The sequence below is a fragment of the Neobacillus sp. B24 genome (genome assembly GCF_055381825.1).
This window is the reverse complement of record NZ_AP035777.1, coordinates 205,541-220,025: the sequence shown is the minus strand read 5'-3', so window position 1 is coordinate 220,025 and position 14,485 is coordinate 205,541. Positions and strand designations below refer to the sequence as shown.

The window sequence follows — 14,485 nt, the reverse complement described above, 5'->3', positions numbered from 1 at the left end:
TTTCCAATACGGGCGTGGATTGGATGAAGAATTAGGTGTTTTTTCTTTTGCAAGTGCATTTACCAAGCTGCGATTGCCCCGTCCGTGCGTGATTCCGTGCCGCCCTGCAGCACACCTGTCTCATTGTTTCTCCAGATAATTTGGCCACGCCCGAAACTTCCACCTTCTGGAGTTACATGTACTTCATGGCCTTTGCGGGCTAGCGCCTGGACTAAATAGTTAGGAAATTCCGGTTCGACATGAACGGATTTTCCCTTTATCCACTGCCATCTCGGCATGTCTAATGCTGCTTGCGGATTCAGTAAATAATCAATCGTATTGGTGACTACCTGAAAATGGCCCTGTGGCTGCATGTAACCTCCCATTACCCCGAATGGGCCAACACCTTGGCCATCTTTAGTTAAAAATCCAGGGATAATGGTATGGTACGTTCTTTTCCCCGGTTTTAATACATTCGGATGCGACTCATCCAGGGAGAAGTCAGCACCTCGGTTCTGCAAGGCAATCCCCGTTCCCGGAATCACAATGCCGGAACCAAAGCCCATATAATTACTTTGGATGTACGAAACCATGTTTCCTTCCTCGTCTGCTGTTGCCAAATAAACGGTACCGCCTTTCGGAAGTTCATATGGTTCAGGATCCATTGCTGTATCAGTAATCACTTGACTACGCTCTTCGGCAAATCGATCAGACAGTAATACTTCTGCAGAAATAGGCATATCTTCCGGTTCCGTAATAAAGGCTTGACCATCGGTAAATGCCAGTTTCATCGCTTCAATCTGCTGATGGAGCGTTTCCGCACTCTGCCAGGCAGGGGGGGATAATTTCTCAAAAATATTCAGTGCCATTAGGGCAACCATCCCTTGACCATTCGGTGGAATCTCCCAAACATCATAGCCTCTGTAATTAGTTGAAATCGGTGTCACCCATTGCGGCTCAAATTTACTTAAATCACTTTTGGAAAGATAACCATTATGCTGTTTCATGAAACTATCAATCTTATCAGCAATTTCCCCTTCATAAAAAGAGCGGGCATTACTCTCACCAATACTCTTCAAGGTTGCAGCATGATCTGGGGACTTCCATACCTCGCCAATTTCTGGCGCTTTTCCGCCCGGGGCAAAGGTTTCAAACCATGCTTCAAACTCTTCTGTTTTAAAATTGTCTTTAAATTTATTATAGGCGAGTTTCCAATACTTTCCTAAAATCGGGGTCAGCGGGTAACCCTCCTCGGCATAACGAATCGCCGGCTGAAGTGCCTCCGCCAACGATAATTTACCAAACCGCTTTGACAATGCAGCCCATGCTGCCGGGACCCCCGGTACCGTTACCGGAACAACGCCATGAACAGGCATTTTGTCATAGCCTAATTTTTTCAATGCTTCAACAGAAATCGATTGTGGTGCCGGCCCTGATGCATTTAATCCGAATAATTCATCTTTTACCCAAACTAAAGCAAAGGCATCTCCGCCGATTCCATTTGAAGTCGGTTCCACTACCGTCAATGCAGCGGCAGTTGCAATTGCCGCATCAATGGCATTTCCCCCTCTTTGCAGAATCTCAAGACCAGCTTGAGCAGCCAATGGCTGGGATGTTGCCACCATGCCTTTTTTGGCAAACACGGTATGGCGTTTGGACGCAAAGGGATGATACAAATAATCCATTTAATTTTCCTCCTCGATGTACTCTCGGATTCCGATAGAGTTCAATGTTATTATTCTACGATATTCTATAAAGTAAGATTCCCCCTACTTAGTAGGTAGGAGGATGTATTTTTATTAAACTATTGACTGACCAGCGAAATGACAGGCAGCAAAATGATTGGGTTCGTATTCCTTCCATTCCGGTTTTTCTGCGGAACAGCGTTCTGTTGCAATCGGACATCTTGTATGGAACGGACAACCGCTAGGCGGATTTGCCGGGTTCGGTAAATCCCCCTGCAAGCGAACCCTGCTCCGATTTTGATTGATACTTGGTCTGGGGATCGCCGACAATAGCGCTTGGGTGTAAGGATGCAATGGCCGCTCAAATAAGTCCCCTACCGTGCCCAACTCGACTGTATTCCCAAGATACATGACCAATACTCGGTCGCAGAAATAGCGGACAACCCCTAAATCGTGCGAGATAAATAAATAGGAAAGGTTATATTTTTGCTGCAACGATTTGAGCAGTTTTAAAACCTGTGCTTGCACAGATACATCAAGTGCCGATACGGCTTCATCACAAATCACAAAGGAAGGATGCAGCGCGATGGCACGAGCAATCCCAATTCGCTGACGCTGTCCGCCGCTAAACTCATGAGGATATTTATAAAAATGCTCCTCTTTTAGGCCAACTTCCTCTAATAAGCTAATGACGGTCTCCCTTTTTTCCTTGGCCGACATATTGGTATGCATCGTGAATACCTCTTCAAGCGCATGACCAATCCGCTGCCGTGGATTTAAGGAAGCAAACGGATCTTGGAAGATCATTTGCATCTGTTTAACAAATTCCAGTTTTTCTTTTCTCTTTAAATCTTGAATTTCCCTGCCTTGGAAAAATACTTTCCCGGCTGTTATTTCTTCCAATCCTAAAATGGCTCTTCCTAAGGTTGATTTGCCGCAGCCCGATTCCCCTACAACCCCTAAGCTTTCTCCCTCATAAAGCTGTAACGAAACATTCTCAACGGCTTTTACATCGCTCTGTTTCCGCTGCAGGATTCCACCTTTAATAGGAAAATATTTTTTAATTCCTTGAAGTTCCAGGAGCACCTTTGGCTCCGCCTTCTGTTTTGAGACTGTTTTTTCCGTTACGACAGCCATTAGTGCACCTCCTCTTCCACTAACCAGCAGCTGACCTTATGTGTATCTGAGACGTTTGTTACTTGTGGTTCTTGGGTTCGGCAGCGATCTGTCGCAAATTTGCATCTGTCATGAAATCGGCATCCGCTAATCTGCTCATGTAAACTTGGCAGCGAGCCCGGGATTGGTTCTAATTCAAATTCAGGGTCATCTACGTTAGGAACCGAGTTTAATAGACCAATTGTATAAGGATGCTTTGGATTATTGAAGATTTCTTCCACATTGCCTTCTTCCACTTTTTTGCCTGCATACATGACCATGACACGGTCTGCGACCTCAGCAACAACACCCATATCATGGGTAATTAACATAACACCCATGTTATATTTATCTTTCAAATCATTGATTAAATCCAAGATTTGCGCTTGAATCGTGACATCAAGGGCTGTTGTTGGTTCATCGGCAATCAATAAACCAGGATTACATGATAAAGCAATGGCGATCATCACCCGCTGCCGCATCCCGCCGCTCAATTCATGCGGATATTGATTCATCCTCTTCTCTGGATAAGGAATTCCCACTTGCTTTAAAAGCTCAATCCCTTGTTTCGTTGCTTCGCTTTTCGAAAGGTTATGATGAAGCATTAACGGTTCACGAATTTGATACCCAATTGTCAATACTGGATTTAGTGCCGTCATCGGCTCTTGGAATATCATCGAAATTTTATTACCGCGTATTTGCCGCATTTTTTCTGCAGATAAATTATGAATGGGGGATCCCTCAAAGAGGACTTCCCCACTGGTAATTTTCCCGTTGCTAGGTAATAGACCAATAACCGAGAGAGAAGTAATACTTTTACCACAGCCCGATTCACCAACAATGCAGAGCGTTTCCCCTTTTTTTATCGAAAAGGAGACATCACGCACAGCAGGCAATTGCCCGTCTGCTGTGCGAAATTCCGTCACGATGTTTTTGACTTCAAGTAATGTCTCTCCCATCATTCAACCCTACTTTCTTGTTACGTTCGTTACATCCCATTTTCCAATCGGATAGAGTTCAAGGCCAGTGAATTCATTATTCACTGCAGCTGTGACAACCCCATGGTACATAATAACGATATCATCGTTCTTCAGCATTAATTCATTGGCTTGATTTAAGAAGTCTTCCCGCTGCTTTTGATCAGTTGTTGTTCTTGATTGGTCAATCAATTTATCCAGTTCAGGATCCTTTAAGAAGGTCATGTTGGAGGCACCAACATTTGCACTATGGAAGTTTGGATATAACAATTCGGAACCATCACCGGTAACATTGGACCAGCTTAAGAATGTAAGATCATATTTTCCAGCACGTGCAGTATCTAAGAATGCTGCCCATTCCATTGATTCAATCTCTACTTTAAAGCCAGCTTCCGCAAGTTGCGCTTGAACCAGCTCAGCCATTAATGGGTATGTGCCGCGGTTTGCTGTCAATAGCTTGATGGTGCGGTCGCCAAAGCCGTTTTTGTTCACTAACTCTTTTGCTTTTTTCAAATCATAAGCTGTTCCGCCTTTATCGGCAGAATCTTTGTGACCAAAAACTTTTGGTCCGATGACACTATCGCTTCTTACGCCTAATCCATTTAATTTCTTTACAATCGCATCGCGGTTAATTGCACTGGCGATTGCCTTTTTAAATTCTGGGTTAGCAAATTCAGCTTTTGCATGATTAACTGTTAGGTAATATTCTGGTGTGCCTTGAATCTTATCAACATTTACATTCTTCAATGCTTCTACACGGCTTAACTGCTCAGCCGGAATACTATCAATAAATTGGACTTCGCCAGCCTGAAGCATGGAGATGGCTGTAGATACTTCTGGAACGACTTTAAACACTAGTTTTTTGATGGCAGGAGCACCGTCGCGATAGTCAGAATTTGCTTCTAAAACAACTTGGTCGCCAGGAGTCCAGCTGACAAATTTGAATGGACCTGTTCCTACAGGTTCTTTCATTAAATCTTGCTTCTTATCTGCTGTCGGGCTTACGATTGCCGCATTGGAGTGTGACAATGCAGCCAAGAACGGTCCATATGGATTTTTTGTTTTGATTTCAACTGTATATTCATCAACGACATTGATTGTATCAACCGGAGCCATCAAGCTGGCACGCGGTGCTGCTGTTTTAGGATCGCGAAGTTTGTCAAAAGTGTACTTAACAGCTTCAGCATTAAATGGTGTGCCGTCATGGAATTTAATGCCTTGTTTCAATTTAATAACCCATGTATTTTCATCCGGATTTTCATATGATTCTGCTAATAATGGTTCAATCTTGTTATCGGCATTTCGCTTAAACAGTGTTTCATACACATGTTCTGTCACATTAGATGATGCGGAGTCATTGGTCATAATCGGTGATAGACCAACTGCGTCTGTAAGTGATGCATAAGTGAATGATTCAATATCTTTCTTTTCTCCGCTTGAGTTTGAACTGCCTGTGCTGCTTGATTTGGAAGCTGAACCTCCGCCACAGGCCGCAAGCAGCAGTACTGAAATAATGGTGATTAATGCAAGCCAATTTTTCTTCATTATTAAATCCCCCTCGTTTTCTTTTTCCAGCTCCAGCGCCTTAGTGCTTTCGCTTTTCTTATTGAATATCCATATTTGGGTCAATGGCGTCGCGCAAGCCATCTCCCACAACGTTAAAGGCAAATACAGTCAGCATAATGGCGATACCAGGTACGACTGTTAAGTGTGGTGAACTCCACATGAATGCCTGCCCTTGTGAGATCATGGCTCCCCATTCAGGTGTCGGCGGCTGCGCCCCTAATCCAAGATAGCTTAGCGATGCTGTTGAAAGGATCGCCGTTGCCATCCTCATCGTCGCAAATACGATGATTGGCGCAAAGGCATTTGGCAAAATATGCTTTACCATGATTCGGAAATCTGAGGCTCCAAGTGATTTCATTGCCATGATGTATTCCTTTTCCTTAATGGAAAGAACGGAGCCTCTGACAATTCTCGCACAGGTCGGAATCGACCAGATGCTAATTGCGATAGCGACATTGATCAAGCTTGTACCTAAAATGGCAATAATCAGCATGGCAAGCAGGATACCCGGAAAGGAGAACAACAAATCTACTATTCTCATAATCACGCCATCTAATTTTTTATAATAGCCACCAAGCAAACCTAAGATTATGCCTCCTAACAAGCCCAGGGTAACAGCGACTATCCCGACTACTAAAGAGATGCGGGCGCCATAAACAATTCTGCTCCAAACGTCACGGCCATAGTTATCGGTCCCAAGCCAATGCCCCTCGCTGAACACTGGCAGTTCACTGGCATCCAAATTCTGTTTTACCGGATCATAAGAGGTAATTACCGGCGCAAAAATGGCCATACCAATTTGCAGGACGATAACAATTAAACCAAGTACCGCCAGTTTGTTTTTTAATAATCGTTTTGCTATGACCAGATAGGTTTTTTCTTTACCAGCTGCTTTTTTCACTTTGGCCGGCGCAACTGTTGCTATTTCCGCCATCATGCTCCCCCTCTCTTATTGAAATTTAATTCTTGGATCAATATAGGTATAGACAATGTCAACGACCAGATTCACGACTACAAACAACGTGGCAACCAGCAAGACAGACCCTTGAACCATTGGAAAATCACGTGCTGCAATCGCATCAATCATCAACCTGCCCACACCATTAATCGCAAATACCTTCTCAGTAATAATAGTTCCACCTAAGAGTCCGCCAAAGTTAAGGCCAATAACGGTGATAACAGGAATCATTGCATTTTTTAAGGTGTGAATCCAAATAACGTTTCGTTCCTTTACCCCTTTGGCTCTAGCTGTTCTGACAAAGTCGGCCCTGACAACTTCCAGCATTGATGACCTTACCATTCTGGCAATCATCGCAGCGGAACTTGTGCCTAACGTAATGGCCGGAAGGATCATTTCTTTCATCCCTTCAACGGTAAACCATGAATTTGATAATCCCGCTACAGGCAGCCACTGAAGGTTGACAGAAAAAACTAAGATCAACAATGCCCCCAGCCAAAAGTTTGGAATGGAGATCCCCGCTAATGCAAAGGTAGTGGAGGTTACATCCAGCCAGCTGTTTTGTCTAAGTGCTGAAATCAACCCTGCGATTATCCCAATAAACACTGCAATAATCATACTGGCAACCGCCAATTTTAATGTATTGGGAAAGCGAATTGCAATTGCTTCAGCGACAGGCTGCCGGGTCTGGTAGGAAAAACCAAAATCACCTTGGGCAATATTGGCCAGGTAGCTTCCATACTGGACCAGGAAGGGGTCATTCAATCCCAAGTTGTCACGAATCGCCTCTAAATCAGACGCTGTGGCTGTTGGTCCTCCAACCATCGCAGCAGGATCCCCTGGGGCAAGATACATAGATGAGAAAACCAAAAATGAGATTCCAAACAAAAGGAATAGTAATTGAAAGAACCTGCGGATAATCATCGAAATCACTGCGCACCCTCCTCTTTTTAACATTTGTAAATCATTTCTAAATATTTGATTACTTAATGTTTAGAATTGTATAAAAGTGATTATAATTCAATTAATTCTAAAAATCTACATAAAAACTCATTTTTTTTATAATTTATTCCTTTTTAAATACTTTTTGATTTCCCTTTTTGCATATGCACTTTCGAAATGTCGGTATCTTATGGAAAAAACTTTATTTTTGGTTAGTTATTTTTGAAGCGCTTACAATACCATTTTGTAAAGCTAAATGCACATTTAGGTGTCATATTGAATCTATTAAAAACTTCCAATTCCTGATCTGCAGAAGGCAAATAAAAAAACTCACCTGAACGATGAGTTTGCAGCTTTCATTATAGTTTTAGACCTCTGCGACTTTTAAATCGTCTAAGTAAAATATGACTCTCTACTCTTGTAATTCCATCCAATATATATAACTCTTCATTAATAAATCTTTCTAATGCCTCAAAATTATCGACCAATACATGGGTGTGCAAGGTAGAAGGCCCTGTCATCTGATAGCAGCTTGCCACACTTGGGTTTTCAGCTAATGCCTCTGCGACTTTCACAAGTGATCCAGGTTCACAATCTATTTCAAAGAAAGCGGAAACCTCTTTTCCCGCCTTACTGCTATTGATAACGATGGTAAATTGCTCAATTACTCCATCCTCGATTAATTTTGCAACTCTCTCCCTAACTGCAACCCTAGAGACCCCTAATTCCTTTCCGATATCTACATATGATAATCTTCCATTTTCAACCAATAACTCCAGTATTCTTTTATCATATTGATCCAATCTGCATAAACCTACCTTTCGAATTCTCCCATATAACTGTATTATATGAAAAAAAAGTATAAAATGAAATAAAATTCGAAATATTTAAGACAAACTGGATGTATTAGACTACTTTCCCTTTCGTTATGACCAATGACCAATAATCAACACTATGATACCGGTTGCATGTTTTTCCCCTAACTATGCTACTATAATATTGAGACTTTACTTTTGGAGGGACAGAAATGGTGCTGCCTAATTTTGAAGAAAACTTACATAAGTATGCGAAGCTTTTAGTCGCAAAAGGAATCAATGTTCAGCCCGGTGATTGGGTGAAGATGACGATTAATGTGGATCAGGCGCCGTTAGCCCGTCACATCACGAAAGAAGCTTATGCATTAGGGGCTGAAAAGGTTATTGTCAAATGGTCAGATGATGAAATTACAAAAGAACATTATCTGCATCAACCAATTGAAGTATTGACTAACATCCCTGACTATGAGATTCAGGAATCTGAAGATCATGTATTAAACCATCGCGTCAGCCGCCTTTCCATTCTTTCAAGCGATCCGGGCCTGTTGAATGAAGTCGATTCAACGAAAGTGGCACAGTACCAAAAGGTTGCCGGAAAAGCATTCCAAGCCCAACGCAAAGCGACACAAAATGATGATTTGAAATGGACCGTTGCCGCTGCTGCCGGCGCAGGATGGGCTGCCACAGTATTTCCTAACCTAGCCACTTCTGAAGAACAGGTAGACGCCTTATGGGATCAAATTTTTAAAACCTGCCGGGTTTACGCGGATGATCCGATTGCTGCCTGGGATCAGCACAAACAAACATTGGATGAAAAAGCTGCTAAATTGAATGAAATCCAGTTTGATGCGCTTCACTATACGGCTCCAGGCACTGATTTGACACTTGGCCTGCCGAAAAACCACATTTGGGCAAGCGCCGGAAGCGTCAATCCAAAAGGCGAGGAATTCCTCGCCAACATGCCGACAGAGGAAGTTTTCACTGCTCCCGATACCCGCCGTATGGACGGTGTTGTTCGCAGCACTAAGCCATTAAGCTATGCCGGGACATTAATTGAAGGCATTGAAGTGCATTTTAAGGATGGCAAAATCGTCGATATTACTGCTGATAAAGGCGCTGAAGCGATCAAGAAATTGGTATTTGACAACGAAGGCGGTACAGGCCTTGGTGAGGTCGCTCTTGTACCGGACCCGTCACCAATTTCACAATCCGGAATCATTTTCTTTAATACCCTTTATGACGAGAATGCTTCCAACCACTTGGCAATCGGTTCGGCCTATCCGACTACGATCCAAGGCGGCACAAAAATGAGCCAGGAAGAGCTGCAACAACACGGGATGAACACGGGAACTGTTCACGTGGACTTCATGATTGGCTCCAACCAAATGAATATCGACGGTATCAAGCAAGATGGCACTGTCGTTCCAATTTTCCGTAATGGGGATTGGGCTATCTAAAATGCAAAAAGTCCAAGAGGCAAGAGTCTCTTGGACTTTTCGCTAGGAATCTTTAGCTCGCCGCAAAGGCGGGTTCTTTCCAGGCGAGAGTGACAGCAATCCCTTCCCTGCAACTATATCATACTGTTTCCAAAATCCCTTTTTTCGCTTCTATGAGTAACAATGGATTCCAAGATATATGCCTTCTCAAAACCATCACGGGTAGCATCGCCAAGTGATCCATAGCCTACGGCATCTCCTAATGCAAACACATTTTCTATCTGTTCCTTTAGGATGTTCTCCAATGGGTTATACGCTTCAACACCCATAGCAACGACCACATACTCTGTTTCCAATTCTGACTGTTTTCCGGATGTCATGTCTTCCACAATCGTAAGGTTTGGAAGAATTTCTTCCAATTTGTGGTCCGTCACAATCTTTACATTTGCTTGTTTTAGCTTATTAAGAAGTCTTGCTCTTGTTTCTGGTCCAATTCTTTTGCTGGCTTTTGTAGGAATTTCTACATATGTGACATCATTACCAGCCTCTGCTAGGCGGCGGGCAGTTCCATGGCAGGTCATGCCGCTCCCGACTACGGTAATTTTATTATGATAAAAAACTTTTTCCTGTAGTTTTACATCCTCATAGGTTAATACATGGTCTAAATTAATGCCCTTCACCTGCGGGAGCCTTGGTTTTCCACCTGTCGCCAATAAAACAGCATAGGGATCTAATCTGGTAATATCTGCGGCGGCAGCCTCAGTATTCAAAATGACATCCACATTTAATCGTTTCATTTCATTGCATAGGTACTGAATGTGCCATGTCATTTTCTGTTTATAAACCGGGTCGGTTACAAGGTGCAATTGTCCGCCAAGCTTATCGTCCTTTTCAAAAAGGGTGACATGATATCCCTTCAATGACAGTATTCGTGCCGCTTCCATTCCGCCTGGGCCGCCGCCAACAATTGCAACATGGCGGTGTTCATTTGCAGAAAGGTGCTGCAACTCTTTAAACTCCAGTTCTCGGCCTGCTCTGGCATTAAGGGAACAGCGAATTTGCAGGTTTCCCGTAACCGAATGGATACAATGGAGACAATTGATACATTTTCTAATTTCCGTCTCGCGTCCTTCGGTTGTTTTATTTACCCACTCAGGGTCGGCAATTAACCCCCTGCCTATGGCCACGAAGTCTGCTCTTCCTTCAGTTAGAATATCTTCAACAAATTGTGGCTCGCGAATGGACCCGACTGTAATGATTGGAATATTAACCACTTGTTTGATCTCCTCAGCCAAATAAACTCTCCAGCCTTGTTCATATAAGGGAGATTCAATGATTTTGTCCATAGAGTCATAGGTTCCGCAACTGATATGGAGTCCATCTACTCCTAGTTTTTCTAAATAGCGACAGATTTCCTTGCCTGATTCTAAATCGATGCCCCCTTCGATAAATTCATCGACACTGAGACGAACGGTAACAGGGAAATCCTCACCGCACTTTTCTCTTATGCCAGCAATGATTTCCTCAAGGAACCTCATTCGATTCTCAAAGCTTCCTCCGTAATCATCAGTACGCAAATTTGCCTCAGGGCTTAAGAATTGGTTAATTAAATAGCCATGAGCACCGTGTACTTCAACACCATCTATCCCGGCTTGCTTACATCTTACGGCGGCCTGCACAAATTTGCCTACTAATTCTTTTACTTCTGTTGTTGTTAATTCTCTCGGTTCTTCACCTACTGCAGCAGAGGCCACACTGCTGGGAGCAACGATTTGTCGCCCATTGATTAACGACGAATTAGACTGTCTGCCCGCATGATGAATTTGGACAAAAATCTTGGCTCCATATTTATGTACTGCATTGGACAAACGATAGATTCCAGGGATAAAACGGTCCTCATCAAGCCTTAATTGCCTGACGAATCCTTTTCCATATTCATAATCGATACAAGTGAATTCAGTAATAATGAGCCCTGTGCCACCCTTTGCCCTCTCTTCATAATAGGCGATAAGATGATCTGTGACCTCCCCATCAATGCCAGCCAGATTGGTTCCCATGGCTGGCATGACAATTCGGTTTTTTAGGGTCAAGTCGCCTATTTTCCCCGCTTTAAACAAGTGTTGAAACTTCATATTCAATCCTCCCTTTACCCAGTATTTGTGAATATATTCACAAATACTATCGAAAAATTTAATCCACATTCATTGTAACGGAAGTTGACAGGAATTTTAGTGCCTTCATTTGATAGATTAGTGACAATCTTTTGTGAAATTTATGAAGAAATTAGGAAGGAAAAAAGACCCAAACCTAAAAATGGATTGGGTCTTAGAAGAATGTAGTTTTTGGATCCAGCCTGAATTTGTATTAATTTTGGTTATAAACAAAACCAGCTAATAGTTTGTCAACATTTTTCAGTAAAAAGTTAAAAATACACGTGTTATACTAAAAATAAGCATGCCAAATAACCTTCCCTCACTACTATACTGGAAGGTTTTGTTTTATTTAGTTATATATAGGATTTAATCCATATCATGGAAATTTGTTTTGCTTTTTAGTAAGGCATAAATCCAATGTAATAACTTATTAACACAGGCAATGACAGCTACTCTATAAGGTTTTCCTTCGTCTCGCTTTTTGTCATAAAAAGCTCTTAACCTTTTGTTACGTGGGATGATTTCTTCTGTTGTTTTCTTCCTACGAGAATCACGTATCCCACTTTGAACTGCCAGATATAAAGCATGTCTGAGCCTGATAGAACCTCGTTTAGTGATACGGTTTTTCGAGGCGGTAAATTTACCTGAGGAATAAACACTTGGATCGACTCCTGCGAATGCTATCAGCTTTTTTGCGTGATTAAACCGATCTATCTCTCCAATTTCGGAAATAATCGTGGCGGCGATTTTTTCTCCGATCCCAGGGATAGACTGGATAATCTTATATTCTTCAAATTCTTTAGCTAGGGCATCTATTTCTGCTTGTAACTTCGATAGATGCTCTTGGTATTGAAGAATTATATTTGCCAGTATTTCGATATTGATAATATGACTCTGATATAAGTTTTTTTGAAACGGGTTACGAAGGGCCGCATTTCTTAATGCTTGGGCCTTTTCTTTTGCCCATTTTTTCGAGCGACTATGGCACAGTGAGGTAATCTTAGCTGCTATTTCACACTCGCTTGCACTTAACACCGCTTCAGAAGTTGGAAAAGCTAGAAGAGTAAGCAATGAAACCTTTGAAAATAAACTCCCGAATACACCTTTAAACTCAGGAAAAACCTGATCCAAAATAGCGTGAAATTGTAACTTTGTTTGAGCTGCTACTTCAGCTAAAGACTCTTGTTGCCTTGTAAGATTTCGAAGGTTTAAAAGTTGTATTCCACGCTTTTTGTGGGGCTCTAATTCCTCTTTATAATACAATTCACATAAATGGTAAGCATCAATCGCATCCGTTTTTACCTTTCTAAGACTTGAACTTTTAGCTCTATGAGAAATAAGTGGGTTCACAATAATATAGACATAGTTCTGTTCCTCCAAAAAATGAACAACAGGAGTATGATAATGACCTGTCGATTCCAACACAACCGAAGGTTGATGACCACCTGTTATTTTTTCAAGTTCTTTAAGGAATCTCAATAACTTCCCCAGGCCATCAAGATTATGTTTAAAACTAAATCCCTTACGATACGGTTTCCCCTTATCTAAAAAGCCCTGAACTTGGCTTTCCCCATTTGCTACATCCAGACCTACGACTGGATTCATGACTTAATCTCCCCCTCCAAAATATAGTATTAGTCGGTAACCCCTAAAGCTCCTTGTAATGTCATAGGTTCGCTTGTTAAACGGGATCTGCGTCCCAACCAGCCCGAAACATGTTCATACAAGTAGGGGGTGAACAGTTTTGATTTCGGGATCAAGTCCCACGTTTGAGCCGTTCTACCCCGACTACCGCTATAATAAGACTAATAAGAAAAAGGTCAACCAGAAAAATCTGGCTAACCTTATATTACGAACGTTTGATTAACGGTTGTTTAATGATCATATTTATAGTTTTGCGGCTGCCTGTACTCGCCTGTTTCCCTTCCGCTTCGGTACCGACTATGCGGCAGTGGGTACCGACTATAAAGCACAGGGAAAGGGAAAGTTACAGCTATATACAATAGAAAAAAGAGCAAAGATTTAAAGAGAACGCTTACCATAATATCTCGGCATCTCACTAATCAAAATAGCACCACTAATGCCAGACTCTATATATCCTGTTTCATAAAATGAAGCAAGCCACCAATTATAAAAACAATTCCAGCTGTAGTGATTGTTATAGTAGTTTCCAGTGTTAAATTCAATATCCCATTATGAGACGGTAACATGACTAGCATTGGTTGAGCCCAAGGATATAGAGGTGCAAAAACACTGGAATTGGAAACCGCTAAAGCAGGGATAGTTAAAATGATGTTCAGAGCAAAGGGGGCACCAAAACTTTTCCACCAAGTGGAAACCCATAGTTGTAATGCAGCTAACGGGATAGTTGCAATCCAGCCGGCAATAAAACCTTTTATCAACAAATACCAGGGAATAGGTGCCTTTATATGCAAAAACATTAATCCATCCACAAGCACAGTCACTAAGACTAAAACTTGTACTATTGCTAAAAAGAGTAAAGTATAAAATATCTTTGAACTATAGACAACCATACGACTGATAGGTAATGCCAGTAATTGTTTCCAACCACCTGAAAGATGTTCACATCGACAACATAAAGATGCAAGTATACCCGCCACCATCGGAAGCAATACAATGGCATAAATATGGACCATTGCACTATATAGAGAAAGCCAAGACCATTCACGACCAATTAATCCCAAATTTCTCGGAATGATAAATCCAATTAGGACCATCAATAGTGGGACTGCCAAAATAGGGATCCATATACTCGTAGTACAAATTTTTTTCCATTCGCAACTTAACATTCGGAAGAT

General features: G+C 42.0%; 11 protein-coding genes. 1 reads left to right on the top strand and 10 read right to left on the bottom strand.

Annotation, left to right across the window (positions count from 1 at the left end; translation table 11 throughout):
- Positions 1-59: 59 nt before the first annotated feature.
- The 7 genes from ACZ43M_RS01175 to ACZ43M_RS01145 all read right to left on the bottom strand — a co-directional run bounded on the left by ACZ43M_RS01175 (position 60) and on the right by ACZ43M_RS01145 (position 8,065).
- Positions 60-1,664, bottom strand: coding sequence for a gamma-glutamyltransferase family protein (locus ACZ43M_RS01175; RefSeq protein ID WP_464505683.1), 1,605 nt, complete (start codon positions 1,662-1,664; stop codon positions 60-62).
- A 114-nt stretch (positions 1,665-1,778) separates the two neighbouring features.
- Positions 1,779-2,801: an ABC transporter ATP-binding protein gene (locus ACZ43M_RS01170; RefSeq protein WP_464505682.1), complete on the bottom strand. Its 1,023-nt coding sequence runs from the start codon at positions 2,799-2,801 to the stop codon at positions 1,779-1,781.
- Positions 2,801-3,778 (bottom strand): ABC transporter ATP-binding protein, encoded by a 978-nt coding sequence (locus tag ACZ43M_RS01165; protein WP_464507913.1) that lies wholly within the window; start codon positions 3,776-3,778, stop codon positions 2,801-2,803. Before ACZ43M_RS01165 ends, ACZ43M_RS01170 begins: the two co-directional genes overlap by 1 nt.
- 9 nt (positions 3,779-3,787) lie before the next feature.
- Positions 3,788-5,341, bottom strand: a complete 1,554-nt coding sequence (locus ACZ43M_RS01160) for an ABC transporter substrate-binding protein (RefSeq protein WP_464505681.1) — start codon at positions 5,339-5,341, stop codon at positions 3,788-3,790.
- Between the two features lie 58 nt (positions 5,342-5,399).
- Complete coding sequence (locus ACZ43M_RS01155) at positions 5,400-6,299, bottom strand: ABC transporter permease (protein WP_464505680.1); 900 nt, start codon at positions 6,297-6,299, stop codon at positions 5,400-5,402.
- A gap of 12 nt (positions 6,300-6,311) precedes the next feature.
- Positions 6,312-7,253: a nickel ABC transporter permease gene (gene nikB / locus ACZ43M_RS01150; protein ID WP_464505679.1), complete on the bottom strand. Its 942-nt coding sequence runs from the start codon at positions 7,251-7,253 to the stop codon at positions 6,312-6,314.
- 368 nt (positions 7,254-7,621) lie between these two features.
- Positions 7,622-8,065 (bottom strand): Lrp/AsnC family transcriptional regulator, encoded by a 444-nt coding sequence (locus ACZ43M_RS01145; RefSeq protein WP_464505678.1) that lies wholly within the window; start codon positions 8,063-8,065, stop codon positions 7,622-7,624.
- Positions 8,066-8,289: 224 nt separating this feature from the next.
- On the opposite strand from ACZ43M_RS01145, the gene ACZ43M_RS01140 reads away from it, so the two are divergent.
- The gene (locus tag ACZ43M_RS01140) at positions 8,290-9,534 is read left to right on the top strand and encodes an aminopeptidase (protein ID WP_464505677.1); all 1,245 of its coding nucleotides are present in this window, start codon (positions 8,290-8,292) and stop codon (positions 9,532-9,534) included.
- A gap of 113 nt (positions 9,535-9,647) precedes the next feature.
- Here ACZ43M_RS01140 and ACZ43M_RS01135 read toward each other — a convergent pair whose 3' ends face one another.
- The 3 genes from ACZ43M_RS01135 to ACZ43M_RS01125 all read right to left on the bottom strand — a co-directional run bounded on the left by ACZ43M_RS01135 (position 9,648) and on the right by ACZ43M_RS01125 (position 14,476).
- Entirely contained in the window at positions 9,648-11,645 is a 1,998-nt protein-coding gene (locus ACZ43M_RS01135; RefSeq protein WP_464505676.1) for an oxidoreductase, read from the bottom strand.
- Positions 11,646-12,032: 387 nt separating this feature from the next.
- Positions 12,033-13,271 (bottom strand): IS110 family RNA-guided transposase, encoded by a 1,239-nt coding sequence (locus tag ACZ43M_RS01130; protein WP_464505251.1) that lies wholly within the window; start codon positions 13,269-13,271, stop codon positions 12,033-12,035.
- 485 nt (positions 13,272-13,756) lie between these two features.
- Positions 13,757-14,476: an ABC transporter permease gene (locus tag ACZ43M_RS01125; protein WP_464507912.1), complete on the bottom strand. Its 720-nt coding sequence runs from the start codon at positions 14,474-14,476 to the stop codon at positions 13,757-13,759.
- Between the last annotated feature and the right edge of the window lie 9 nt (positions 14,477-14,485).

Bases quoted from the DNA above. Each gene is read 5' to 3' on its own strand.
- ACZ43M_RS01160 (WP_464505681.1), bottom strand. From the start codon at position 5,341: ATGAAGAAAAATTGGCTTGCATTAATCACCATTATTTCAGTACTGCTG.
- ACZ43M_RS01165 (WP_464507913.1), bottom strand. From the start codon at position 3,778: ATGGGAGAGACATTACTTGAAGTCAAAAACATCGTGACGGAATTTCGC.
- ACZ43M_RS01155 (WP_464505680.1), bottom strand. From the start codon at position 6,299: ATGATGGCGGAAATAGCAACAGTTGCGCCGGCCAAAGTGAAAAAAGCA.
- ACZ43M_RS01135 (WP_464505676.1), bottom strand. From the start codon at position 11,645: ATGAAGTTTCAACACTTGTTTAAAGCGGGGAAAATAGGCGACTTGACC.
- ACZ43M_RS01140 (WP_464505677.1), top strand. From the start codon at position 8,290: ATGGTGCTGCCTAATTTTGAAGAAAACTTACATAAGTATGCGAAGCTT.
- ACZ43M_RS01130 (WP_464505251.1), bottom strand. From the start codon at position 13,271: ATGAATCCAGTCGTAGGTCTGGATGTAGCAAATGGGGAAAGCCAAGTT.
- ACZ43M_RS01125 (WP_464507912.1), bottom strand. From the start codon at position 14,476: ATGTTAAGTTGCGAATGGAAAAAAATTTGTACTACGAGTATATGGATC.
- ACZ43M_RS01175 (WP_464505683.1), bottom strand. From the start codon at position 1,664: ATGGATTATTTGTATCATCCCTTTGCGTCCAAACGCCATACCGTGTTT.
- ACZ43M_RS01170 (WP_464505682.1), bottom strand. From the start codon at position 2,801: ATGGCTGTCGTAACGGAAAAAACAGTCTCAAAACAGAAGGCGGAGCCA.